This is a genomic window from Candidatus Woesearchaeota archaeon (genome assembly GCA_030651375.1).
Classification (GTDB): domain Archaea; phylum Nanobdellota; class Nanobdellia; order Woesearchaeales; family UBA12501; genus JAUSFM01.
Genome location: JAUSFM010000003.1, coordinates 169634 through 190241, shown reverse-complemented (window position 1 = coordinate 190241; position 20608 = coordinate 169634). Strand labels below are relative to the sequence as shown.

29 protein-coding genes and 4 tRNA genes are annotated in these 20608 nt (G+C 45.6%); 18 read left to right on the top strand and 15 right to left on the bottom strand.

Annotated features, from left to right (window positions below):
* The first annotated feature begins 1 nt into the window (after position 1).
* The 3 genes from Q7R76_01055 to Q7R76_01045 are packed head-to-tail and all read left to right on the top strand — an operon-like array spanning position 2 to position 2971.
* Positions 2 to 1555 carry a hypothetical protein gene (locus Q7R76_01055; protein MDO8642164.1) on the top strand — a complete coding sequence of 518 codons (1554 nt, stop codon included), beginning with the start codon at positions 2 to 4 and terminating at the stop codon, positions 1553 to 1555.
* Positions 1552 to 2169 carry a hypothetical protein gene (locus Q7R76_01050; GenBank protein ID MDO8642163.1) on the top strand — a complete coding sequence of 206 codons (618 nt, stop codon included), beginning with the start codon at positions 1552 to 1554 and terminating at the stop codon, positions 2167 to 2169. Before Q7R76_01055 ends, Q7R76_01050 begins: the two co-directional genes overlap by 4 nt.
* A gap of 1 nt (position 2170) precedes the next feature.
* Positions 2171 to 2971, top strand: coding sequence for a hypothetical protein (locus tag Q7R76_01045; protein ID MDO8642162.1), 801 nt, complete (start codon positions 2171 to 2173; stop codon positions 2969 to 2971).
* A 21-nt stretch (positions 2972 to 2992) separates the two neighbouring features.
* Here Q7R76_01045 and Q7R76_01040 read toward each other — a convergent pair whose 3' ends face one another.
* Both Q7R76_01040 and Q7R76_01035 read right to left on the bottom strand, forming a co-directional pair.
* Positions 2993 to 3829 carry a hypothetical protein gene (locus Q7R76_01040; GenBank protein ID MDO8642161.1) on the bottom strand — a complete coding sequence of 279 codons (837 nt, stop codon included), beginning with the start codon at positions 3827 to 3829 and terminating at the stop codon, positions 2993 to 2995.
* 148 nt (positions 3830 to 3977) lie between these two features.
* Positions 3978 to 4391: an HIT domain-containing protein gene (locus Q7R76_01035; protein MDO8642160.1), complete on the bottom strand. Its 414-nt coding sequence runs from the start codon at positions 4389 to 4391 to the stop codon at positions 3978 to 3980.
* A gap of 84 nt (positions 4392 to 4475) precedes the next feature.
* On the opposite strand from Q7R76_01035, the gene Q7R76_01030 reads away from it, so the two are divergent.
* Positions 4476 to 4547 (top strand) — tRNA-Gly (locus Q7R76_01030).
* A 60-nt stretch (positions 4548 to 4607) separates the two neighbouring features.
* Here the strand turns inward: Q7R76_01030 and Q7R76_01025 are convergent.
* Positions 4608 to 4958, bottom strand: a complete 351-nt coding sequence (locus Q7R76_01025; protein MDO8642159.1) for a hypothetical protein — start codon at positions 4956 to 4958, stop codon at positions 4608 to 4610.
* A complete protein-coding gene (locus tag Q7R76_01020) occupies positions 4955 to 5185 on the bottom strand; it encodes a hypothetical protein (GenBank protein MDO8642158.1) in 231 nt (76 codons plus the stop codon). Before Q7R76_01020 ends, Q7R76_01025 begins: the two co-directional genes overlap by 4 nt.
* Before the next feature lie 83 nt (positions 5186 to 5268).
* Here Q7R76_01020 and Q7R76_01015 point away from each other — a divergent pair, with 83 nt between their 5' ends.
* On the top strand, positions 5269 to 6204 hold the full coding sequence (locus Q7R76_01015) for a hypothetical protein (protein MDO8642157.1): 936 nt from the start codon (positions 5269 to 5271) through the stop codon (positions 6202 to 6204).
* A gap of 49 nt (positions 6205 to 6253) precedes the next feature.
* Positions 6254 to 7183 (top strand): hypothetical protein, encoded by a 930-nt coding sequence (locus tag Q7R76_01010; GenBank protein ID MDO8642156.1) that lies wholly within the window; start codon positions 6254 to 6256, stop codon positions 7181 to 7183.
* A gap of 9 nt (positions 7184 to 7192) precedes the next feature.
* Here the strand turns inward: Q7R76_01010 and Q7R76_01005 are convergent, their stop codons facing one another.
* On the bottom strand, positions 7193 to 8035 hold the full coding sequence (locus Q7R76_01005; protein MDO8642155.1) for a DMT family transporter: 843 nt from the start codon (positions 8033 to 8035) through the stop codon (positions 7193 to 7195).
* Between the two features lie 77 nt (positions 8036 to 8112).
* Here Q7R76_01005 and Q7R76_01000 point away from each other — a divergent pair, with 77 nt between their 5' ends.
* A complete protein-coding gene (locus Q7R76_01000; GenBank protein ID MDO8642154.1) occupies positions 8113 to 8712 on the top strand; it encodes a class I SAM-dependent methyltransferase in 600 nt (199 codons plus the stop codon).
* A 270-nt stretch (positions 8713 to 8982) separates the two neighbouring features.
* Positions 8983 to 9098, top strand: a tRNA-Leu gene (locus Q7R76_00995).
* A gap of 20 nt (positions 9099 to 9118) precedes the next feature.
* On the opposite strand, the gene Q7R76_00990 is transcribed toward Q7R76_00995, so the two are convergent.
* Positions 9119 to 9388, bottom strand: a complete 270-nt coding sequence (locus tag Q7R76_00990; GenBank protein MDO8642153.1) for a hypothetical protein — start codon at positions 9386 to 9388, stop codon at positions 9119 to 9121.
* Positions 9389 to 9508: 120 nt separating this feature from the next.
* On the opposite strand from Q7R76_00990, the gene Q7R76_00985 reads away from it, so the two are divergent.
* Together Q7R76_00985 and Q7R76_00980 are read left to right on the top strand one after the other, a co-directional pair.
* A tRNA-Ile gene (locus Q7R76_00985) sits at positions 9509 to 9616 on the top strand.
* 29 nt (positions 9617 to 9645) lie between these two features.
* Entirely contained in the window at positions 9646 to 9996 is a 351-nt protein-coding gene (locus Q7R76_00980; GenBank protein MDO8642152.1) for a hypothetical protein, read from the top strand.
* On the opposite strand, the gene Q7R76_00975 is transcribed toward Q7R76_00980, so the two are convergent.
* Entirely contained in the window at positions 9997 to 10707 is a 711-nt protein-coding gene (locus Q7R76_00975; protein MDO8642151.1) for a pseudouridine synthase, read from the bottom strand. It abuts the gene before it with no gap.
* Between the two features lie 232 nt (positions 10708 to 10939).
* Here Q7R76_00975 and Q7R76_00970 point away from each other — a divergent pair.
* Positions 10940 to 11014: transfer RNA gene (locus Q7R76_00970), tRNA-Glu, on the top strand.
* Positions 11015 to 11106: 92 nt separating this feature from the next.
* Complete coding sequence (gene corA, locus Q7R76_00965; GenBank protein ID MDO8642150.1) at positions 11107 to 12171, top strand: magnesium/cobalt transporter CorA; 1065 nt, start codon at positions 11107 to 11109, stop codon at positions 12169 to 12171.
* On the opposite strand, the gene Q7R76_00960 is transcribed toward corA, so the two are convergent.
* The 4 genes from Q7R76_00960 to Q7R76_00945 all read right to left on the bottom strand — a co-directional run bounded on the left by Q7R76_00960 (position 12168) and on the right by Q7R76_00945 (position 13575).
* Entirely contained in the window at positions 12168 to 12443 is a 276-nt protein-coding gene (locus Q7R76_00960; protein MDO8642149.1) for a hypothetical protein, read from the bottom strand. The genes corA and Q7R76_00960 overlap by 4 nt on opposite strands.
* On the bottom strand, positions 12427 to 12795 hold the full coding sequence (locus Q7R76_00955; protein ID MDO8642148.1) for a hypothetical protein: 369 nt from the start codon (positions 12793 to 12795) through the stop codon (positions 12427 to 12429). Before Q7R76_00955 ends, Q7R76_00960 begins: the two co-directional genes overlap by 17 nt.
* A gap of 78 nt (positions 12796 to 12873) precedes the next feature.
* Entirely contained in the window at positions 12874 to 13431 is a 558-nt protein-coding gene (locus Q7R76_00950; GenBank protein ID MDO8642147.1) for a hypothetical protein, read from the bottom strand.
* Positions 13432 to 13449: 18 nt separating this feature from the next.
* Entirely contained in the window at positions 13450 to 13575 is a 126-nt protein-coding gene (locus tag Q7R76_00945; protein MDO8642146.1) for a hypothetical protein, read from the bottom strand.
* Between the two features lie 186 nt (positions 13576 to 13761).
* Here Q7R76_00945 and Q7R76_00940 point away from each other — a divergent pair, with 186 nt between their 5' ends.
* The 3 genes from Q7R76_00940 (at position 13762) to speD (ending at position 15694) form a co-directional block, all read left to right on the top strand.
* Positions 13762 to 14439 carry an METTL5 family protein gene (locus Q7R76_00940; protein MDO8642145.1) on the top strand — a complete coding sequence of 226 codons (678 nt, stop codon included), beginning with the start codon at positions 13762 to 13764 and terminating at the stop codon, positions 14437 to 14439.
* Positions 14440 to 14501: 62 nt separating this feature from the next.
* Positions 14502 to 14780 carry a DNA-directed RNA polymerase subunit L gene (locus Q7R76_00935; GenBank protein ID MDO8642144.1) on the top strand — a complete coding sequence of 93 codons (279 nt, stop codon included), beginning with the start codon at positions 14502 to 14504 and terminating at the stop codon, positions 14778 to 14780.
* A gap of 389 nt (positions 14781 to 15169) precedes the next feature.
* Positions 15170 to 15694, top strand: a complete 525-nt coding sequence (gene speD / locus Q7R76_00930; GenBank protein MDO8642143.1) for an adenosylmethionine decarboxylase — start codon at positions 15170 to 15172, stop codon at positions 15692 to 15694.
* A 52-nt stretch (positions 15695 to 15746) separates the two neighbouring features.
* On the opposite strand, the gene Q7R76_00925 is transcribed toward speD, so the two are convergent.
* Positions 15747 to 16601 (bottom strand): TIM barrel protein, encoded by an 855-nt coding sequence (locus Q7R76_00925; protein ID MDO8642142.1) that lies wholly within the window; start codon positions 16599 to 16601, stop codon positions 15747 to 15749.
* A gap of 103 nt (positions 16602 to 16704) precedes the next feature.
* Between Q7R76_00925 and Q7R76_00920 the strand changes: the two genes are divergently transcribed.
* Positions 16705 to 17691, top strand: coding sequence for a hypothetical protein (locus Q7R76_00920; GenBank protein MDO8642141.1), 987 nt, complete (start codon positions 16705 to 16707; stop codon positions 17689 to 17691).
* A gap of 57 nt (positions 17692 to 17748) precedes the next feature.
* Here the strand turns inward: Q7R76_00920 and Q7R76_00915 are convergent, their stop codons facing one another.
* The 3 genes from Q7R76_00915 to Q7R76_00905 are packed head-to-tail and all read right to left on the bottom strand — an operon-like array spanning position 17749 to position 18485.
* On the bottom strand, positions 17749 to 18060 hold the full coding sequence (locus tag Q7R76_00915; protein ID MDO8642140.1) for a hypothetical protein: 312 nt from the start codon (positions 18058 to 18060) through the stop codon (positions 17749 to 17751).
* A 3-nt stretch (positions 18061 to 18063) separates the two neighbouring features.
* Positions 18064 to 18228: a 50S ribosomal protein L37e gene (locus tag Q7R76_00910; protein MDO8642139.1), complete on the bottom strand. Its 165-nt coding sequence runs from the start codon at positions 18226 to 18228 to the stop codon at positions 18064 to 18066.
* A gap of 32 nt (positions 18229 to 18260) precedes the next feature.
* Positions 18261 to 18485 (bottom strand): LSm family protein, encoded by a 225-nt coding sequence (locus Q7R76_00905; GenBank protein ID MDO8642138.1) that lies wholly within the window; start codon positions 18483 to 18485, stop codon positions 18261 to 18263.
* 170 nt (positions 18486 to 18655) lie between these two features.
* Between Q7R76_00905 and Q7R76_00900 the strand changes: the two genes are divergently transcribed.
* Together Q7R76_00900 and Q7R76_00895 are read left to right on the top strand one after the other, a co-directional pair.
* Positions 18656 to 19036, top strand: coding sequence for a 30S ribosomal protein S8e (locus Q7R76_00900; GenBank protein ID MDO8642137.1), 381 nt, complete (start codon positions 18656 to 18658; stop codon positions 19034 to 19036).
* A 94-nt stretch (positions 19037 to 19130) separates the two neighbouring features.
* Positions 19131 to 20582 (top strand): glycosyltransferase, encoded by a 1452-nt coding sequence (locus Q7R76_00895; protein ID MDO8642136.1) that lies wholly within the window; start codon positions 19131 to 19133, stop codon positions 20580 to 20582.
* The last annotated feature ends 26 nt before the right edge of the window (positions 20583 to 20608 follow it).

The window sequence follows — 20608 nt, the reverse complement described above, 5'->3', positions numbered from 1 at the left end:
TATGTTGTTATCTATCCTTGTTATTCTTTTTTCTTATCTTGTTTTTTCTGCACCGCTCGGATTTGAAAGTGGCGCAGGCGACTCCCAAAAATCCGAATCCCAAATCACCGACAATCTAAAAACCGCTGTTGACAGTGGCGCCACCGTCGACTTCTCCAATCCATTATACAACAACAATGCCGAATTAGTCAAGAAAGTTTTAAGGGAAAAATACCATCTCAACATCAATTCTTTCATCGGCGCGAAAATCGAGAATGGCAATCTTATCATCCCCGGCGGCACTTCAATAAATCTCAAAACAGGCAAAACAATAACGTTGGATTCAGCCGGCGCCTCCATCAACTCGTTCAGTGATGGTTCTCTAGTTGTTGTAAATGCAGTAGGAGTAACCTACGACGGCACCAACTTAAAAGTCGTTAGAGGACAGAGAATTTTCTATGAAGGAACAGAATCAACTAACGTCAGAAATTTCGTTGGTGAACAATCCACTGTATCATTAATCAGCGCTGATTTAATAGTCGCAGGAAACGGCAATCTCTTATCAAAAGTCACCAGCGTCGTAATACAAAAAACACCAACAGCATCGCAATTCTCTTTCGTCTGTGCCAGTTCAGACCAGTCAACCGTCGGCAGTATTAAAATCAACTGCCTGCCCAATACAAAAGTGAAGGCAGACACCACTGCAAAAGGCGCGTCCTTAACAATGGACAAAGATATCACCTTTGAGCACAACACCATTCAAGGAAACGCTGACCAAGACAATGCCCAATTTTCATACCAAGAGATCAGTCCCAATAATGAGCAAATTATCACAAAGTTAACCACCTTAAAAATCCAATTCAACGGCATCCAGCAAACCATTATCGCGAAGACAGAAACAAAATTCAAACTCGATGAAACCGAAGGCATCTATGAACTGTCATTAGGCACAGAATCACGGTTTTCCCACCAAGAACAAGACGAAACAAAAAACTACTATCTCTTAAACCCCGGCCAAGCGCCGTACACCGTTTTCATCACAACCACATCACACCAAATGTCCGCAGAATCCGCACTCGCATTATACAACGGATTTATTGACCGCGCGCAAAATTACTTTGCATTAAACAGTATTATAACATTCGGTATCTACAAAAACCTGCTTCCCCACGATATTTTTGAGTCAACCGAAGCAGAAAATCAGGTTGTCATAGATACTACTCACCTATCACTCACCAATGGAAATTGCGAAGCTGACCGTATTTTCTTCTCCCTGCACAACGCTGATTTTAACATCCTCGAAACCTGTCACAACAATCAACCGGAACGTTACGCGGATTTTGAGCATCAAGACACACCCTCATTTTTAACCAAATACTCAAGCAACAACGCTGAAATCACCTTCACCAACGGCATCTTGAAACAGTCAAAGAATGGAAACTTCTTCACCCTCTTCCCCCAATCATCGCTCTCCGTGTTCAGCCAGCTCATGCAGTCCTATGACAGCCGTTTTGTTCAATGTACGCAAATGGAGTCCTCAAAACTAAAAAGCTTCAGCGAGGTGCTTCAGGAATGAAACAGGCACAAGTCGCGGTGTTTATCTTTGTTGGCATACTGGTGGTCCTCGCAGTCGGTTTTTTCGGCGTGCTTGCATTACAAGGCACCACCCAATTGCCTGCGTCAACCAAGGGTGCCCAGCAGTTTGTCAATCTGTGCTTTGGTGAAACAGCGGCCTGCATGGTGTATCGCATCGGCACAACAGCCGAGCCGGTCATTCCCGGTCTCGACGGCCTGCATGATGCGGGCATTGAGTATTATTCTCCCACCGCACGCAGTTGTCTCAAAAGCAACCACGTCAGCCACGACCTGATAGTCAACACCCTCGTTCCAGAAGTGCTGCTGGAAGAAAAAACAACAGCAAAGGTTGCAGGAGACATCCGCGTGCGGGAAAACAAGGCAGAGACGCTGTTGGAAGGATACAAAGAAACATTCGACGTTCCGTTCAAAGAGATGTACACAGAAGCCGTGGAGTTAAAAGCAGGTGACAAACCAGCGGGTGTTCCTGAATCATACATTAGATTAGACAGCGTGTTTGACGTTGACGTTGGTGAAAAAGACGGCAAAAAGTTTATCTCGATAGCCGGCGGTGAATTGAAGAAGCAGTACTATAGGTTTAATGTGGTGAAATAATATGATACAAAACTGCCTTGGGGCGTATAAAAAATTGTGGCACAACAAAAAATCAGCTCTGCTGATTATGCTCTCCGACCTTCTCTTCTTCCTCTCGTTCACCGGCGTTTTTTATCTCCTGCAGGAACAGCTGTCAACTCTTTTTTTGAGCATTTCCCAGCTGCTTGCCATGGCCGGCACACCGACGGGCAGCGGGCAGGAAGCGGCGCAGGAATTTTTGTCAAAGTTCCCGCTCACCACGTTCATTATCCAGTTCGCTGAAGTTATCAAACTCTTTTCGATATTGATTCTTGCTGGCGTTGCGTTGTGGATTATTTTTCAGGGCGTTGCATGGAAAAAGAGCTACGCCATCGCTAGAAAAAAAGGTGCATGGCGGCCGTTCTATGGTCGCTTTTTTCTCACGACACTCGGCTGGTCAGTTATTTTCCTATTAACACTCATTCTTGCAGTAAAAGTATCATCATATCAGCTGATGAATGTCTTTCCCGTGCTGCAGACGATTATTCAAGTCTTTTTCGGCGCGGTGTTTGGCATACTTACCTATCTTGGTTTTGTGTCGTACTGCTTGCTTACCATGCCGCTGCTGAAGATGGTTAAAAAAACGTTTGTTGTTGCGTATAAACAATTCTTTCCACTGTTTCCTCTATTTGTGCTTATCCTCTTCAAAATCTACCTTGCCTTGTGGCTCGTCAAGAATTCGCTCGCTGTCGCTTTATGGCTGCCGCTGGTGTTGTTTTTATTTTTGTTCCTGCCGGTTATAGCATGGAGCAGGATAGTGTTCTTACTAGCTTTAAAGAAATGAAGAGAAAAGATAAAAAATTATTTAGTTGTGGCCGTGGCCGGGTTCCATACCTAATTTGTGCGCGACTTGGTACGGCTGCTGATATGTCACAAAGTTATACAAGTCGCTATGGATGCCCGCCCATTGTGGCGTTTCGTGAAATGCCGTTTTTGCATGTGATGGGTGCAAGTTTTGGGTTCCAGCAAGTTCTTCAACGAATGCTTTATACGCGGCTTTCTTACCTTCAGTAACCACACTATTAAGTTTTTTGCTCGCAACAACACCTGCATATTTGCTTTTTAATTTTGTTGCAGCATCCAAAAGGGTTTGTTTTGCGCGGTGCGATCCGGTCATTCTCGCAATGAGGCCGTCGATGTTAACACTTCCTTCATCATCATCGCCTCGTCCGCCTACACCCAGTTCACTATTAAATGCAGTTTTGAGGTATTCAAATCGTTCTTCGTCTGTTCTGCTGCCTTCAGTATGGTCATACGTGTGAGCAATTGCGTGGGCAGTTGATGTTCCCATCTCATGAAGAATATTAAGCATAAATTTGGTTACAGTTTCCTTCGCTTGTTTGCGGTCGTGAATATAATCTGTTTTGTCGTTTTCAAACAATCGTTTTGCAACTTTGAATGACTCCTTTCCGAAATCTTCAGCGTAGTCTTTTCCTTCATGAAGTCCAGCCATTCCGTGAGCGGTATGTTCGTATGCTCTATTCAGCCGTTCGCCTAATTCAGTCGTGACTCGGCTCTGTTTGTCCATGTCAAGCCAGTCTTCCCCTAATCTGGTAAATTGTGCTTTTAATTCTGGGGTGAGTGCTTCCTCTACAAGATAATCAAGAACATTAGGTCCGGCGTGTGCATCAGGTTCTGGCATTGTGTTTCCTCGTTTTTGGTTACTGTAAGAGCTATTTAATGGTTTCTAAAGGTATGAAAGCGCCGCTTCTATATAAACCTTTCTATCTATTCGTCACTTGGTGGTGGTTATGTTGATTGTTTGGCGTTATAAGCTCTATAAGCCTGTTTTAAAGGTGTTTTACAAGTCTATCCCGCATCGCCGAAAGCTGGTCGGCCGTTCCCCGTACCCGTTCAGGAAGGCCCTCTGACCGGCTGACCACCTTTCTGAACGCATGGGGAACCGGCAGGATGTGATAATGGATATGGTCTTGGCTCGTGTTAGAACCCCGGTTCAAAGCGATGAGCGCGTCGTGGCCGTACTCCTTCTTGACTGCCGTTTCAAGGCGGTGAAACAGCTGGTGGATTGCATGGACCTCTTCAGCAGTCAACGAGCCGAGTTCAGAAACATGCCTCGTCGGCAGCACCATAAAATGGCCGTGGTTCAGCGGCTCGATGTTGGCGATGCAGAAGCAGTGCTTATCTTTATAGACGAGCCGATAGTCTTCCTGTTGTGCAGCGCAGAGGGCGCAGCCGTTGTCCATGGCTGTTTTTGTTCTCGACGAGAATAAAAAGATTGTTATTGACCATAAACTATATAAAACAATGGCGTTCTTGAAAAGCAAACCGCGCCAGTAGTCTAACGGTTAGGATATGGCCTTGCCAAGGCTATGATCCGGGTTCGAATCCCGGCTGGCGCATTTTTGTACTTCGTATTTGCGCGCAGCGCCCCGACATCGGAGAGGCCGTTTTGGTCGAGCCTACCCTGTTTTTCTGATTTCAACCCTGTTCTTATGGCGTTCGATGAGTATCTCACATTCGTGAAACAACTCCATGCCTGCTAAGGCAAAAGACGCCTGTGTTCCTAACACGGCAACTTCCTTCTTTCCGTCAAAAAAATCAATAGAACATTTATACACTTTCGTTTCTTCGGCTTCACCACTCGCAGTCACATAATCTGAAATGCCAATCTGTTCAAGATGCAGCTCGTCAATAATCTTCTGGGGAATCATAAGTTCGCCATTAAAACCAGTATCAAGGAGTATTTTCAGGTTTTTCTTTCCAACAAGAAGCATGATGATTGGATTACCAAACTGAAAAAACCCTTTCATTCCAACGCACCAACAAAATGGGTTGCGGGAAAACCAATTCTCTTGAAAACAAACTGTTTTTTGGGATATTTCTTTACCGCTTTGTGGTATGCATCAATCTCAGATGAACCAACAAAATAGTCTTCACTTTCCGTTTCGATAGCCACTATTTTTCCTTTGTTGGTTTCTGATTCTTTCTGGTTGATTTTCTGCAAGATATCCTCTGCTTTGATGTGTTGTTTTTCCATACTTTTTGGAAGGCTGTTTTTGTATATAAATGTTACTCTCAAAGAAGAAAAGTTTAAATACCCTCTCTTCCCGCGACCGTGCTATGGACAAAAACCAAATCGTTGACCTCATCCAGCGAATTGACCAAGAGCAGGTTTCGCCCGAGCAGGGTATTCTTCTCAATATTGAATGTTCTGCTCCTCAAGAGTCTGTTATGATTCCCTTTGTCAAACATCTTGCGGTAAAAGGCAGTGATCAGTTAGCTGACCGTGTCGCTGAAGCAGTAGCACGGGGCGAACGTTCGTTGCTTTTTGATGGTATTTTCATTGATTCCGGTCTGGTGCACGACATGGCTATCTCGTCTTGCCTTGTTCGTGACGCCTCTGGACATCTCTGGTCTGGGTATCGTTTGGTTTCACGTTCTCCTGACGGAAAATCAGGCCTTCAGTACGCTGCACCAAACAAAGATGAGCTTTTCGAGGTGCTTGGCAGTCTGTTAATTGCGCAACAAGAGCAGCATATTGATTCTGTTGCGTATCAAACCATTCCTCGGCTTCATAGTGCCACCCATACGTCTGTTATGCATCATTTTGATCGCTTGCCTCCAGCGGTCCGTGTCGCGCCTTCATCATCTGAACTTATCGCCGCGTGTGCCGAGCGCGGATGGAATCTATATCAACTCCGCGAAAATCGCATTTATTCCAAAAGCGGCCCTGCACAGCATCTTCTTGTTGGAGAGAAATATTCAATTGTTCCTACGTGTACCGATCCAACAAGCGCGGCTCACATCATGGCTGCGCGAATGCATGCGAATGAAACCGGCCAGACCTTTCACGCTGTTTCCTGTTCTGGTGTGCCGCATGGTTTCGCTCCATCAGGATTTTCTCTTACTCGCCAGTTTCTGGTTTTTGAACCGCATGAAAACCCTTCCAAAGCAACACCATATTCTTCATTTCTTTCCTGCATCGATAGCGGCCATTGGTCGAGCTACGATTCAACCGCTCTTCCTTCCCGCCCTAAACCGAGCATCGTCAATTAGAGTTTGAAATAACACAATCCTTAAATACTCCTTTTTCTTTTTTTGCCAAATGATTCGTGCTGAGTCATCGGTTGAATTGCTGGAAGATATGCTTGCAACCTTTCAAGGAAAAACGCTTGCTCCTGATGAGAGTGTTGTGGTAAACTTTGAGTTTGACAGCCGGCGCTATATTCCTGATCCGTTTCGTTCTCTTTCTCGGACATTGCAGCGTTTCATGCAACGGCCACTGGTTTTTTCCCGTGAATCAGATTCGTCACATGCGCTTGCATATAACGATACCATCGCCGACACATTTGCGTCAATAGTTGCTTCTAAAACTCCTGAAGGAATTGAAGCGTATCGCATGTTGGTTGTTCCAACAGATGAATCAGCACCTTTTACCCTTCAATACAGTACTGATTCGCTGAACCATGCCCGCGACATGCTTGCCCGTTTCGGCCGTATCGAGCTGGTTCACGGTTCGCTGGATGCAATTTCGTATGTGTTTGTTCCAAAACTCACGGATTTCAGATTGTCTGATCTTGCCGACCATTTTGACCAGCTTACTCCTGAATGTCTCTGCGTTCCTGACTATAAAACGATTATTCAAGCCTGTATTGACAAGGGATGGCTTCCCTATCTTATTCATAAGAACCAAGATGGTTTGTCTATTCATGCTGAAGAGGGCCCGGCTTTACATTTGCGTATTGGTGATACCTATTCTATCCTCCCTCGAGCCGATGATATGTTTGACAAGGAACGTATTGAAGCAGCACGAGAACACGCGCGTATTACCGATCAATCATTTTACAATCCCCATTCCCGTTCTCATTCATTCCCTATCGGTATGCTTCACTGCCGCCGTGAAGGCATCTGCCTTGTTGACACTACTGGAAATCACCATTCCCTTGATAACCCGTCCGGTTTTGCGCAGTGCATCGAAGACCACTACACTTCATACGATGCGACCAAACGGCTGGATATTCTGGAGCTGAATTAAATAATTAAATCAAACCGACAACAGCACCAGCCCGACAAGAATTATTGCAATGCCCCCCTTCTGTAAGAAAGTAAGATGTTCTTTCAGAAATACGCGCGCAAGAACGAGCGTCACAGCGGGAAACAGCGATGCAATCGGCCCCACAATACTCATCAATCCCAATGTTGCGCCTTTGTTGAAACTCATTGCCCCAACCATCTCAAGCACCGCAACAAAAAGAATCGGTTTCCATGCTTTTTTTGGAAATGGGAGTATTTTCTTGTACTGGGGAATCATAAAAATAAACAACGCGAACGTTGCCAGCCGAAAGAACACCGCGGTGCTGAACCAGCCAATCATTTTTGCGATGGTGCCCATGATAAAAATGCACAAGCCCCAGAGGATGAGCGATATGAACGCGTGCGGGATGCCTTTCTGGATGCCCGCAGAAAATTTCTTGGGCCATGATACGACAACCAGCCCAATCATGGCGACGATGATGCCAAGCCAGTGATTGTTGGTTACTGACTCATTCAGGAAGATAACACTCAATCCGACGACAACAAGCAGGTTGCAGGCCACAATGGGCGACATGATTGAAACAAACCCTTGTTGCAGCCCTTGGTAAAAAAAGATGTAGCCAAAGAATGTCACGATGCCGCCGATAAGAAACAAGCCGAGCAAGTTTGGTGACCATACCACTTTTTGCGGAAACAAGGAAAAAAGCACGATATATCCGACGACACTAAAAACATAATTCCAGAAAAAAGTTTGGTAGGGACCGACTTTGTCGACGCCCTTTTTTGCGAAGAAATCAGCGCAGCCCCACGCTACCATAGTAAGGATGCCGAAGAGGATGGGAGAGAGAGACATGAATTTTATTCTGTTGGTGGAGGTTTATATTGTTTGTTATCATCACCATTAAATATCAGTTGTTTTTCTCCTGCACCATGTCCGAAGAATCCATTCTCAACGAAACAATTGACGTGTACAACGACTCTGCGGCTGTATTTGCTGAAACCACAAACAAATTTGATTTAACGCCTCTTTGGGATTCATTTATTTCTTATCTTCCAGGAAATCGCATCATCGATCTTGGCTGCGGCGCAGGACGAGACGTGCGCCACTTTGTCGAGCGCGGTTTTTCAGTTACGGGCGTTGATTTGTCAGAAGAATTACTTAATTATGCAAAGCGTCTGTGTTCGAAAGCATCTTTTGTCAACGCCGACATTCGCCACCTTTCTTTTTCAAACACATCTTTCGATGGCGTGTGGTGCTGCGGCGGCATCGTGCACATGGGAAAAACAGAAGGGGTAAAAACACTTCAAGAAGCGCATCGAATTCTGGTGTCCGGAGGCGTTTTCTTTCTCTCCTTTAAAGAAGGCACCGGCGAAATCTATCAAGAAAGCAAAACGATTCCCGGTATCAAAAAACGCTATGTGTTGTATGCTGAAGATGAAATGAAACAACTACTCACAAATACCGGTTTCACACTCCTCTCAATCACTCGCTCTGAAAAGCCGTGGGTTAATGTGTTCTGTCAAAAATAAGGCGTTGACGACGATACTTTTTCTTGTGTTCCGGCTGCGCCGGAAATCTTCCGAAAAAATATTTGTTTTCCGAATATATTCCGCTGCAGGCGGAAAGCTTTCGAACTCGCCGAAAATCTTCCGAATTTTTTTGAGGAAGGCATATTAAGAAGACCATCTTAAAGAAAGAAAAAAATAAAAGAAAAAAACGGCGTCGCATAACGCGATGCACGAGGTGAGTTCCGACAGTACCGAATCAAAGTTGTATAAATACTTTTCGTTCACGCTCATGGCGGCGTAGCATAACTTGGTAGTGCACGAGGTTGAGTTCCTCGATACCTAACGGTTATCTGGGTTCAAACTTCATGCAATCACTATGTGCATGGGTGAATATCCCAGCGCCGCCATGTCTTTTTTCAATCAAAAATCAAGAAAAATAAGGAGTGCGCTCTGGAGTCGTTTCCGTTCCTCTTCCTTCATATATCAGTTGTGTTGGTTGCACAACAGTTTGAGAATGTCGAGGAACAGGTTCTGCTCTTTCTGCAAGTGCATCAATACTTCTCAGCATTGGTGCTGTTCCTGCTTTCATATGTTCTGGCACCACAAGGTGCAATGGTAATCCTGCAGCATGTCGTTCTTTTGCCAACTCTTCCATTCCCTGTCTTTCGTATGGTTTCAATCCCGAGTAGCACACCATAGTCTCAGCCTCCACAAGCTCTTGGTACGATGGATGCTAATAACTTATTTAAATTTTATGCTCTTTTTTCTATCGTGACAACAACCTTTATATACCTTCTTTTGATGAAAAACCCGCATCGGGCCTGTAGCTTAGCTTGGATATAGCACCGGTCTTATAAGACCGACTTCGGTACAACGAATGTCCTAAGACAGCCGGAGGTCGGGGGTTCAAATCCCCTCAGGCCCACTTTTATTTTAAGAACGGAGGTTTTGCATATGACTGAGAACGGACAGAATGGAAATGAAACCAGCGGAAAAGCTCCGCTTGAAGGATTAGTGAATGCAGACGCATTTTTGTATGATGCGGTAAACAGAAATGGGCATCATATTGCTCAGGCATCGCTGAGAAAAGCATATGCTGCTATAACCGCACAGCCGGGTGGTATCACTCCCACGATGGTTGACGATCAACCGTTCTTTACTGGAGAAGACCTTGAGCGACTCAAACGAGAGTATGATTTGCGCCCATCTTCTGCGCTTCGGAAACCTGATGCTTTGCGTGGATACACTCAACTGGGCATTTCACACGAGGGTAATTATCGAACGAACGCAGCAACACCGCTGTAGTTAAAGAACATCTTCTTTTTTTATTTCTTTATACTGTCCTTCTTCAATTCCAAGGTCGACGAGTTTTAATTTTCCAATCTCTACACGACAGAGTGCCATCACTCTATTGCCCACTGCCTCAAACATCTTGCGTATCTGGCGATATTTTCCTTCAGTGATTGAGACAAAACAGTTGTTGTTGTCAATTTTCTCAACAGCTGCCGGTTTTGTCGTGTATGGTTTTTCATCGACAGAAATCATCACGCCTTTTTCCAGCAATGAAACCATTAAATCGGTGAGCAGCTTATTGGCCAGCACTTTGTATCTTTTGATAATTTCTTTTTTTGGATTGAGTAACTTAATGGCAAAATCGCCGTCATTCGTTATGATGATCAATCCTGTAGTCGGCACATCAAGCCGTCCGACGGGAAACAGCGTCTTTTTTGTTTGCTCATCAACTTCAATGAAGTCAACCACATATTTGTACTGCTCATTTTTCTGGCAGGACGTGTTGACGGGCTTGTTGAGCACAAAATATTTTTTTTCTGCCAGCACAATTGGTTTTCCATCAACCACAAGCCCTTTCTTCGGGGAAAATAGATACCCTAGATTCGGCACAGGCTTGTTGTTGTAACAGACACGTCGCTGTTTTAGGGCGTGCTTCATGTCATCCGCCGTGTCAAACAAGCCGGATCTCCGGAGTGCGCTTCTGACTGATATTTTCGAGGGCATGGTGCATACAAAATAGCTAAAAGTTAATAAAGGTATAGCTTCGAAACAATCAGGCGTTGAGAGAGCGAAAACAAAAATCTTTATAAAGAAACCTCAGAATCATCCTCTTATTCGTTAAGCCTCTGTAGTGTGGTTCAACCCTCTTGCGGGAGTGTGAGCGGGCTCCTCATTGCATTCGGAGCCCACTGAGCAAAAACATTAAAAACAAAACATCAACAATCAAAATAAAAACGCCCCTGTAGTGTAGTCCGGCCAATCACTTCGGATTTTCAATCCGAAAACCCGGGTTCAAATCCCGGCGGGGGCATGATTATTTTATGATTCGGCGCTTGTCACCTAAAAACTAATTCTAAACATTTAAAAATACCAAAAACGAATAATCAACAAAAAGAGGTGCCTATGTCATTAGCGAAGCGTTCTCAAAAGGTAGGCATGCCCCCCGGTACGCTCGTGCATGTTGGCACACAGCGGTTTCACACGCCAAAAATTACTATTTTTGATTACAACAAACATGCCTTTCAAGAAAAGGTCGTGTCATCGGTTGAGGAATGCGTCAAATTCAAAAAAACATCAACCGTTACGTGGATTAATGTTGACGGGGTGCACGACAAGACGCTTATCGAAACCTTTGGTAAACACTTTGGATTTCATCCGCTTCTTCTGGAAGATGTCATGAATACTGATCAACGCCTGAAAATGGATGATTATGGCAATCACCTTTTTATCGTGCTGAAAATGATTTATGTGCATCATAGTACGCATCAATTGGTTGAAGAACAAGTCAGCATTATTATCGGTCCGAATTATATTTTTACCTTTCAGGAAAAATCTGACGACGCTGATGTTTTTGATCTTATTCGCAATCGCATCCGACAGGGAAAAGCATCCGTGCGTGAAAACGGCCCTGACTTTCTTGCCTACTCACTCATTGACGCCATCGTTGACCACTATTTTATCGTTCTGGAAAAAATTAGCGAGCGCATTGAAACCATCGAGGAAACACTGCTCGTAAATCCAACTGCCGATACACTCCGCTCCATTCATGAATTAAAGCGACAGACCATCAAAATACGAAAATCATTATGGCCACTTCGTGAAGTTATACTCGGACTTGAGCGTCTCGGCTCAGGACTTATCAAAAAACAAACTATGCCCTATCTACGCGACGTCTACGATCATACTATCCAACTCATTGACACGATTGAAACCCAGCGCGACGTGATGGGCGGCATGATCGACGTCTATTTGTCAAGCACGAGCAACAAGCTCAATGAAGTCATGAAATTTCTCACCGTTATTGGCACCATATTTATTCCCATCACCTGGATTACCGGTATTTATGGCATGAATTTTAGGCACTTTCCCGAACTCGAATGGAAATACAGCTATTTTGTCGTCGTTGGCATTATGATAACGATAGCTTTTTGCATGATGCTCTATTTCAAGAAGAAAAAATGGCTCTAAACAAAGCTCAACAGCGCTTTCTGAATCAGAAATGCGAGCATCAAAAGATTTACTATTTTGAATGAAATGCCAAACGCCAGCAGAATAATAAAAATTCCACACACCACATCAAGCCAGCTGATGAGGCTGCCGGCCATGCCAAAAAAGCCGCCCTTGGCAATCAGGTAGCCAGCTGAGTAGATAACAAATTTCTGGGGAAGAAATGAGCCGGCAAGTATGGCAATGACTGCAATGAGGTCAACGATGCCGAGCAGCCTAACTAAAAAAGACATAGCTCACTCCGGACAGCGCCATGAGCCCGAGAATAATAAGGTAATACTGCGGCAATGCAAGGATGCCAGTCTGCTTAACCTGTTCGTTGAATTTTTCAAGCACGTGTATGGCAAGCAGCACAATCAGCGGAGCACCGATGACGAGCGCAATTATATTTATTGCACTGGGAAGGAACACGCCAAACAAAAATTTCATGCCCATCAAAAAGAGTACGAGAAACATGGCCTTGACGTAAAACATTTTTCTGCTGCCGTCAAGGAAGGGCTCGCTCTTTGGAATCCTGAATACATCGAGGATAATCTCATGCTGTTCCTTAATGCGCAGTCCGCCTTTGTAGAAGGTTGCGGTCATGGTTGGTTAACTATCCGAGTCAGCGGCTGGTATTTAAACGTTGCGGAAAAAGAAAAGAAACAAAGAAAAAAATGGTTCTTACTGCATAATCTCCTTCTTCACAAACGCTTCCAATGGTCGGTTATCAAACCTTCGGCAAACCGCGGCATTGACCTTGACCATCTTGTTCTTGCGCTGGAGTTTCCTGAACTCTGCGTCTAAGCGAAGGAATACCCTTCCCCCAACTGCCTTCATAACCACAGGTATTCCCTTGTCGATAAGCGAGGTGATTGTTTCGCGCATGATTGTTTCATTAAGCTGTGTTTTTTCTGTGACGAACGTGTCGGTGACAAAATCGTTGTAGCCGCAGAGAAGCTGGAAGAGAATTTGCTCGTTGGTGTCGAGTTCAATGCTGATTTTTGTCTGCCAGAGGAGCTGGTTGAACATCATATGGATGTTGTCAATGCGTGCGTTAAGCTTTTCTATCTTCTCTTCAACCACTGCAACTGACGTTTGGACTTCTCCGATCTCTTCAGTGTTCTGGTTGATGGCGTCGAGGTGGTCTTCGCATTCTTCTTTCAGCAGCTGCACTTCAGAATTGATATCGTCTTTGACTTTTGACAGCTCATACTGTAAAGAAGCAAATGCGTCAATCATACTACCCACCCCATTTCCCTACAATTCTGCGGGTTGTTGCGGTTTATATTGTTTGTTGTCATGGAGCATCGCTGTTTTTCTGGTGTTTCGCTGTTGTTTCGGTCGTCGCCGGAAACCATTTCCGCTGTTTCCGATACTTCCCACAAATCCTATTCTGGCATGTTTTCCTTTAAATAGTTGTGTAACTATTCGTGCGTGTAAGCATTATTTTGAGAGGTAAAAATGCCATAAAAGCGTATACTGGTGCGGTTTTGGGGGCAAGGGCATCGGAAACAAACCAAGATACTTGCTACCGCCTACTTTAAATACATCAGTGCCCTTCGGGGATACATGGACGACAAGCAAATAACCCTCGGAGACGTGCCGGCAGTGCTGCCGACAATCTCCTCAAAAACCAGGCTGGCGGTTGCGTTGTCAAAACTTGCCGTTTTTGAGGATCCGAGCCTTGCCGCCGAGCAGTACCCCATGGACTCGGAAACAGGCGCTGAAGTGCTCTGGGACGCCAGCTTCAAAGGCGACATCGAAGGAAAACGCATTGCCGACCTTGGCTGCGGCACCGGCATTCTGGGCATCGGCACCTTGCTGATGAACGCGTCTCATGTTCTTTTCGTCGACAGCGATGAAAAAGCACTTGAAACGCTTCGGCAGAACCTTGCTCTGTATCCGTTTCCTCCTGCGTCACATTCCATTCATCACACTGACGTTGCTGCCTTTGCCGAGAAAGCAGACGTCGTCATTCAAAACCCCCCATTCGGGACCAAGAAAAAGCACGCTGACCGCGACTTTCTGATGAAAGCGTTTGAAACGGCACCCCTCATTTATACCTTTCACAAGACCACCAGCAAAACATTTATCGCACAAATCAGCGAAGACAACGGCTTTTCCATTACGCATTACTACGAATTTGATTTCCCGCTCAAGATGGAGCACTTGTTCCACAAGCACCGTATGCACCACATAAAGGTGGGCTGCTGGCGGCTGGAGAAGAAGCAGAAGACGTTAGGATAACACTTTCTTACTCTTTTCCTCACCCAAAGATTTATAAATAACCAGCGTTCTTTTGGTGCTTCATGGAGCTCGTTGTCGTTGAAGAAACCAAAACTCGCCTTATTTTTGACCTCAAGGGTGAGGATCATACATTCTGCAACCTTCTCAAAGAAGAATTACACAACGACAAAGACATCAAGGCTGCAACATACGCCATTGCCCATCCGCTTATTGGCGTGCCGCAGTTCACGATTGACACTTCAAGCGGAAAAACACCGCGAAAAGCAGTGATTGAAGCGCTTGGCCGGATGAAAAAGACGTTCGCCAGCTTCAAAAAAGCCGTTGACAAAGAGCTGAAGTAAGATTTTTTAATATTTTTCCTTCTTTTCATGATTTTTTAAGGAATTTTTTTCTTTCAGCCACTTTTTTCCCTAAAAAAACAAAAACAAAACATTCGCCGGTCGGTTCAGCGCTGGTTTGCGAAACACCGCCGGCGCGGCACTTTTTGCCCTTTTTTCCGGCAGCCTGCTCCACGCTCCCCGCAACCGCCTGATTTTGTCGTCGATATTTTTTTAGAAACTTTTTGCCGGTTTTTTCCCGGAAATTTTCCGAGAAACTCCGAAATTTTAAAAAAATGGTTTTGTCGTCGATAAATGCCGCATAGAGACTTCGTCACAACCTTCAAAACCGTAAGATTTAAAAATAAGTTTTCATACAGAGTACTAAAAGTCTTTCACGGACTTTCACGAAAATGCAAACAACCCAAACATCAAAATTTACAACAAAAACAAAGAAGGAAGGTGACATGAACGAAGCATTTGGACCTCACCTGACACTTGACCTGTCGGGGTGTGCGAGAGAGAAGTTAACGAGCCTTAAACTCGTCTACGACATTCTCGACGAGCTTCCTTCCACCATGGGTATGACTAAGCTCATTCCCCCCTTTTGTATGGAATACAAGGAGGGAAAACTACCTGAAGACTGGGGAGTCACTGGGTTTGTGGTGATTGCTGAATCACATATCAGCATCCACACGTTCCCGGAGAAAAACTACGTCTTCATCGACATGTTCTCGTGCAAAACGTTTGATGTCGAGCGAGCTATGAAGTACCTACGGGAGATATTCCAGCCGCAAAAGGCGACCATTCACTTGGTGCATCGTGGTCTGGATTTCCCCCGGGAAGAGCAGCAAGTTCGGATAGAGCCGCCGGTGATCGAAGAGATTCCCGAAATGAGCGAATCTGAGCTTTCACAGCCAGAATATCCGTACCATTAAACTATTTATTTTTTATCTTTTCTTTTTTTTGGAGAAACTATCTATCTTCTTTTTAGCATTTCTCATACGTATTCTTCAAAATCAGCGCGTCGCCTTGCGTGTCAGGGCTCTCACACGTCACCGTGCCGGCGACTTTATACTCTTTTAGCACGCCAAGAAGCTCTTTGTACTTGAAATCTGACGCGGGATCATCCAGATTGACGTGATGCTTTTCCCCTTTTGGCCCATACACAATCCCGTTCAGATGGATGTGCATCTGTTTCAACGCCTCTTTGCCGAGTTTTTTTTCAATCAGCGCAAGAACTTCTTCCCATTCACTGCGTGTGTTCAGTTTTCCTTCGCGCGCGTGCAGGTGGGCAAAGTCAATGCACGGAAGAACTTGTTCCAGTTCGGTGCTCAACTGCACGAGCTCGTAAATACTGCCAAATTGGGTTGGCTTGCCGGTTGTTTCCGGGCGAATCCAGAGCGTGTGGCCTTCGTCCTTGAGCGTTGCGACAATGTCTTTCATTGTTTTTTTTATTTTTTCATGCACCTTTGCCGGTTCCTGCCCCAGAAAAAATCCGGCGTGGAAGCACATGCTCCACGCGCCGCACAAACTCGCAATTCGGGCAGCGTTCAGCACGCGCTCAACGCTCGCTTTTTGTTTCGCTGCGTCAATCGAATTGAGATTGATAAAATACTGGCCGTGGCACGTTAGCGCAACGCCGGTTTCCTGCGCTGCGTTTCTCACTTCAGGCGCGCGTTCTTTGCTGATGTTGACGCTGCGCACAAATTCCAGCTCCATACATCCCAATCCAAGTTCCTTGACGCGGCGAATGCCGTTTGCCGTGTTGAATCCGCTGGTTTTGTTCGTGCTGCTGGGCATGCCTGCAGTGCCGAAATGGAGCGTGGAGAAATTCGACGTCATACTTTCTTGTTCTCGTTGTTTTATTTAAATTTTGTCCGCCGAAACCGAAATGTTTATAAATTACCAACAAAAATAAGAGGTTTTACTAAAAAAGAGGCGTTATATGGAGCTTGTGAGTGCTGAGAGAATGAGAACTGACCGTTTACCCCGAAGTGATGCCGAGCTATACGCACGTGTTGATGCACTTGTTGGTCCCATTTTTAAAGAATATGACGACGAACGTGAACGCCAACGCGCTGAAGCAGCAGGAGTAGTTGCACAAGCTGTTCGGGCAGATCTTGACCATACCAGCGCACTGGTAACAAAAATGGCCGAAGAAGGGCGCTATGGTTCTCTTGATGCGTTTTGGAAAGCATTTCAAGAACCAAAAAAAGAATCAAAGCCTTCAGCAGGTACATCTCCTTTGACTGACGACATTTCCGGCACGATTCTTGGATTTTCAGTTCCTACCAGTTCGCCCCAACGCCCTATATCATCTGTCGATGCATTTGAAGAGTCCTTTCTTGAACCAACGCGTGATCCCGCAATACACTATCACCCTACTTTGATTCTTCACTTGACCGAGTCCAGCAGATCTGAAGGTCAAACATTTGCTTCAGAGCTTGCAACACAAAGTGAAGGCTCATTGTCATCCCTCTCAGTTCGTGATCCACTTCTCTTCCGCCTTGATTCAACCTATTTGACTCATGCACAATTCCAGCGTCTTCGTTCCTACACAACTGCAATCATTGATTGTGGTACGGAAACACGCGTGTCGTACGACGAGAAACGGAGACTCGTTTATTTTGATCAGGGAAAAACAGCTCCGTTGCGCCAGCATGCTCGTCGCCTTGTTGGCCCCTTTGTTCGCGAAAATGATTATCTTCTTCAGCCGAAAGCTGATGCACCAGTCAACGAACTTGTTGAAAGTGCGCAAGCAGCTGGCCATGTGCTTCGCGCGTACGATCCTCAAAGTGGAACACTTGTGTTCCGTGACGGCGTTAGTCAACCACCTGGTTTTTTAATTGATAACGCGCAGAGAATTGCTCCGGTTCAGAGCACCGAGCGCTACGAGAGCGCATGGACACGGATGACGAACACAGAACGATAAAATTCGAACTATTCCTTTTTCTGTCGTGTATAAAAAATTGCGTAATCTTTGCCTAATCTATATCCGTTCAAATTCTCCGCGAGGTTTTTTCAAAGTAACAGTGACGCCACTCTGCTTTAATTTATCCTGCGCCCATACAGGAATATCACCATACACATTAAAAGATGATGCCGGACCTTTTTCAGTCATGAATCCATAGATGATTCCAACTCGGTACCCTTGATTTGTCCAGAACAACATCTCTCTTTCAACTTCAATAACAGGATACGTTAAGTGATATACCAGGCCTCGAAATTCTTCTCGAAACGGACGTTCACCCCGAAAATCTCCTTCACGGTAGTTCGGAACAAGATCATCAATATTTCCCATACTTCACTTCTTCTGCCAGCTATAACTTCGTTGCCGCGGAGTTTTTCCAAAGCCGCACTTCGCGCAGATTTTATGGCGTTTGTGGTAGCTGTGGCCGCCGCAGCGCCGACAGTAGATATGAGTCTTCTTTCCAGAATGCTTTCCTTTGGATGCGGTTCCTTTGGTCATCGTTTCGCCTATTTATGTATCCCGACGTTATGTTATGCCGGGAACAATACGGTGATCGTGTCGCCGCGGATGAAGACCGTGCCCACTTTTCTGAGCAGTTCCTCACCGGACTTTTCCTCGGCTTCAGTCAGAACAACATTGATGTGAACATCAAATGCCTTGAGCTTGCCAACGAATTGCTTTCCATTTTTTAACTCGACAATGACGCGCTTTCCGCGTGAGTCGTTTAATGCATCTAACGGTCGTGCTTGTTCCATAGTACACCCCTCAAAAAAGGTAAATAATCAGGTTTGATGGCTGCTGATATATAAAGCTTTAGTTTGGGGTTCGGAGTTTACAGTTTGGAGTACACCGTTGCAAACCGCACGCTGCAAACGTAAACATAATTAGAAAAACATATAAATAAGTGGGGCGGTTCAGGTAGCATATGGTCGTTGATCACTCAAAAGGGCACCGGAGCAAAACTGGCTCACGGTACGTTCCATTCCGTAAACGGAAGCTGATGCATAAGGGAAACCTGCCGACGAATACATCCATCGGCGCTGACCTGCTCAAACAGTTCCGTACCAAAGGCGGCGATGTGAAGCTGAAACGTGCCTTTGCGTCGTATGCAAACCTGACTGACCCAAAGACCAAGAAATCCTCAAAAGTCAAAATCACGTCTGTCGTTGATAATCCGGCAAACCGAAACTTTGTCCGGCGAAACATCATCACCAAAGGTGCCGTTGTTGAGACGGAAAAAGGCCGCGCAAAAGTCACCAGCAGGCCGGGTCAGGATGGATTGGTTAACGCGGTTCTTGTTAAATAATTTGTTCTAATCTATTGATTTGTAATCTCTCACGGTACCTCTTCTTGCTCTTCTTCCATTAACTTAATAAAACCCTTCTTTCCTCTTTTCAAGAATGGCAAAAAAATTGGCATCGGCTCCCACTCAACCGGTATCTGCGCAAACATCTTCCCTTACTTCTTCGCTTCTGACTGTCTGCGTTATCACCCGCAACGGCGCAGTAACGATCGAGGATGCACTTGATTCTCTTCGCGGATTGGCGAACGAGTTTATTGTCGTTGATACTGGCAGTACCGATTCGACGCAGGCCGTCGTGAAATCGTATGCTGATTCACTTGAAAAATCAAACAAAAACATTCCTCTCCACCTCATTGATTTTCCCCAGCTCAACTCCGAGCTTGATTTTGCAGCAGCGCGCAACAAGGCGCTCACCAAAGCATCGGGCCAGTGGGTGCTCATGCTCGAGCAGGATGAAGTGCTCACCGAGAAAGACGCACGAAAGGTACACACTATTCTTAGCTACGATGGGCCGGAAGCATATCTCCTCACCCGGCGTCAGTATCGTCGACAGGCAGGAAAACAGCTCGATTTTTCTTCGTTGGGAAAGCAGATTGCCACGCGCGGCGAAGGCGCAACATCATTTATTGACGTGCCGAACATCCGGCTGTTCAAAAATAAAAAATACCGCTACAAGTACCGAATTTTTGAGACCCTTGAGGATGCGCTGTTTGAAAAAAAAGCCCAAATTGCAGGCGCTGACATTTTTTTCCATGCATTTCCTTCTGAACTGCCGGAACAGGAGACTGCAAAAAATCGGCTGTACCTGAGCATTCTCGAAAAGCAGTGCAGTGAGCATCCGCATGACCCGAAACTTTTTTTTGACCGCGCGTGCATGCATGAGGAACTCGGCGAGGATCAGCAGGCACTGGTGTTTTTCCAGAAAGCAGCCGGCGCAGATGAGAAGCACAAGCACAAACATATGCTTAGCAAGAACACCTCCCTCTATTATCGCATTGCCGTCCTTCTGCTCAAAGCGGGAAAGCGCGACGAGGCAGAACAGCAGCTGCGCACGAGCATCGAGTTCAACGCCGGCCTGCGCCCGAGCTACCTGCTGCTTGCTGCGCTGCTGTTTCAGCAGGCACGGCCACGGGCAGCCCTCCAAATTCTGGTGACTGCACTGCGAAACAATATTACTGACCCTGAAATTCTCAACATGGTCGGCTTTGGCCTGATCCAAGACTCCAAGACGGGAGAAGCGGTTAAAATCCTCGAAAAGGCCAAGGCAGAGGCAGAAAAAGCAGGTATGCACACATACATTGAACTGGTGTACAACAACCTCTATACTGCGTATCTATTGTCAGGCAACGGCGACAAGGCCATTACATTGCTTGAAGCCGCTATCACTCAATACCCCGGCACCGTCAGCTTCTATACTAACCTCATCAACTTGCTGGTGCAGGTACAGCAACCGGAGAAAGCGCGGTCGTATTGTACTCAAGTGCTGAAGCTTGAGCTCGAGCCGATCCTTCGCCAGCAGCTTGAAACACTGGCAAAATCAATTTCATAGTTCGGACGCCTAAAAATAAACAAAAT

What these genes read in the sequence shown, in the direction of transcription:
- Q7R76_01005 (MDO8642155.1), bottom strand. Translation starts at nt 8,035, where the DNA reads ATGTCTCTCTCTCCCATCCTCTTCGGCATCCTTACTATGGTAGCGTGG.
- Q7R76_01055 (MDO8642164.1), top strand. Translation starts at nt 2, where the DNA reads ATGTTGTTATCTATCCTTGTTATTCTTTTTTCTTATCTTGTTTTTTCT.
- corA (MDO8642150.1), top strand. Translation starts at nt 11,107, where the DNA reads ATGTCATTAGCGAAGCGTTCTCAAAAGGTAGGCATGCCCCCCGGTACG.
- Q7R76_00990 (MDO8642153.1), bottom strand. Translation starts at nt 9,388, where the DNA reads ATGGTGTGCTACTCGGGATTGAAACCATACGAAAGACAGGGAATGGAA.
- Q7R76_00910 (MDO8642139.1), bottom strand. Translation starts at nt 18,228, where the DNA reads ATGACCAAAGGAACCGCATCCAAAGGAAAGCATTCTGGAAAGAAGACT.
- Q7R76_01045 (MDO8642162.1), top strand. Translation starts at nt 2,171, where the DNA reads ATGATACAAAACTGCCTTGGGGCGTATAAAAAATTGTGGCACAACAAA.
- Q7R76_00935 (MDO8642144.1), top strand. Translation starts at nt 14,502, where the DNA reads ATGGAGCTCGTTGTCGTTGAAGAAACCAAAACTCGCCTTATTTTTGAC.
- Q7R76_00900 (MDO8642137.1), top strand. Translation starts at nt 18,656, where the DNA reads ATGGTCGTTGATCACTCAAAAGGGCACCGGAGCAAAACTGGCTCACGG.
- Q7R76_00895 (MDO8642136.1), top strand. Translation starts at nt 19,131, where the DNA reads ATGGCAAAAAAATTGGCATCGGCTCCCACTCAACCGGTATCTGCGCAA.
- Q7R76_00915 (MDO8642140.1), bottom strand. Translation starts at nt 18,060, where the DNA reads ATGGGAAATATTGATGATCTTGTTCCGAACTACCGTGAAGGAGATTTT.
- Q7R76_00975 (MDO8642151.1), bottom strand. Translation starts at nt 10,707, where the DNA reads ATGCCCTCGAAAATATCAGTCAGAAGCGCACTCCGGAGATCCGGCTTG.
- Q7R76_00980 (MDO8642152.1), top strand. Translation starts at nt 9,646, where the DNA reads ATGACTGAGAACGGACAGAATGGAAATGAAACCAGCGGAAAAGCTCCG.
- Q7R76_00940 (MDO8642145.1), top strand. Translation starts at nt 13,762, where the DNA reads ATGGACGACAAGCAAATAACCCTCGGAGACGTGCCGGCAGTGCTGCCG.
- Q7R76_01050 (MDO8642163.1), top strand. Translation starts at nt 1,552, where the DNA reads ATGAAACAGGCACAAGTCGCGGTGTTTATCTTTGTTGGCATACTGGTG.
- Q7R76_00925 (MDO8642142.1), bottom strand. Translation starts at nt 16,601, where the DNA reads ATGACGTCGAATTTCTCCACGCTCCATTTCGGCACTGCAGGCATGCCC.
- Q7R76_01000 (MDO8642154.1), top strand. Translation starts at nt 8,113, where the DNA reads ATGTCCGAAGAATCCATTCTCAACGAAACAATTGACGTGTACAACGAC.
- Q7R76_00920 (MDO8642141.1), top strand. Translation starts at nt 16,705, where the DNA reads ATGGAGCTTGTGAGTGCTGAGAGAATGAGAACTGACCGTTTACCCCGA.
- Q7R76_01020 (MDO8642158.1), bottom strand. Translation starts at nt 5,185, where the DNA reads ATGGAAAAACAACACATCAAAGCAGAGGATATCTTGCAGAAAATCAAC.
- Q7R76_01040 (MDO8642161.1), bottom strand. Translation starts at nt 3,829, where the DNA reads ATGCCAGAACCTGATGCACACGCCGGACCTAATGTTCTTGATTATCTT.
- Q7R76_01010 (MDO8642156.1), top strand. Translation starts at nt 6,254, where the DNA reads ATGATTCGTGCTGAGTCATCGGTTGAATTGCTGGAAGATATGCTTGCA.
- Q7R76_01035 (MDO8642160.1), bottom strand. Translation starts at nt 4,391, where the DNA reads ATGGACAACGGCTGCGCCCTCTGCGCTGCACAACAGGAAGACTATCGG.
- speD (MDO8642143.1), top strand. Translation starts at nt 15,170, where the DNA reads ATGCAAACAACCCAAACATCAAAATTTACAACAAAAACAAAGAAGGAA.
- Q7R76_01025 (MDO8642159.1), bottom strand. Translation starts at nt 4,958, where the DNA reads ATGAAAGGGTTTTTTCAGTTTGGTAATCCAATCATCATGCTTCTTGTT.
- Q7R76_00955 (MDO8642148.1), bottom strand. Translation starts at nt 12,795, where the DNA reads ATGACCGCAACCTTCTACAAAGGCGGACTGCGCATTAAGGAACAGCAT.
- Q7R76_00950 (MDO8642147.1), bottom strand. Translation starts at nt 13,431, where the DNA reads ATGATTGACGCATTTGCTTCTTTACAGTATGAGCTGTCAAAAGTCAAA.
- Q7R76_00905 (MDO8642138.1), bottom strand. Translation starts at nt 18,485, where the DNA reads ATGGAACAAGCACGACCGTTAGATGCATTAAACGACTCACGCGGAAAG.
- Q7R76_01015 (MDO8642157.1), top strand. Translation starts at nt 5,269, where the DNA reads ATGGACAAAAACCAAATCGTTGACCTCATCCAGCGAATTGACCAAGAG.
- Q7R76_00960 (MDO8642149.1), bottom strand. Translation starts at nt 12,443, where the DNA reads ATGTCTTTTTTAGTTAGGCTGCTCGGCATCGTTGACCTCATTGCAGTC.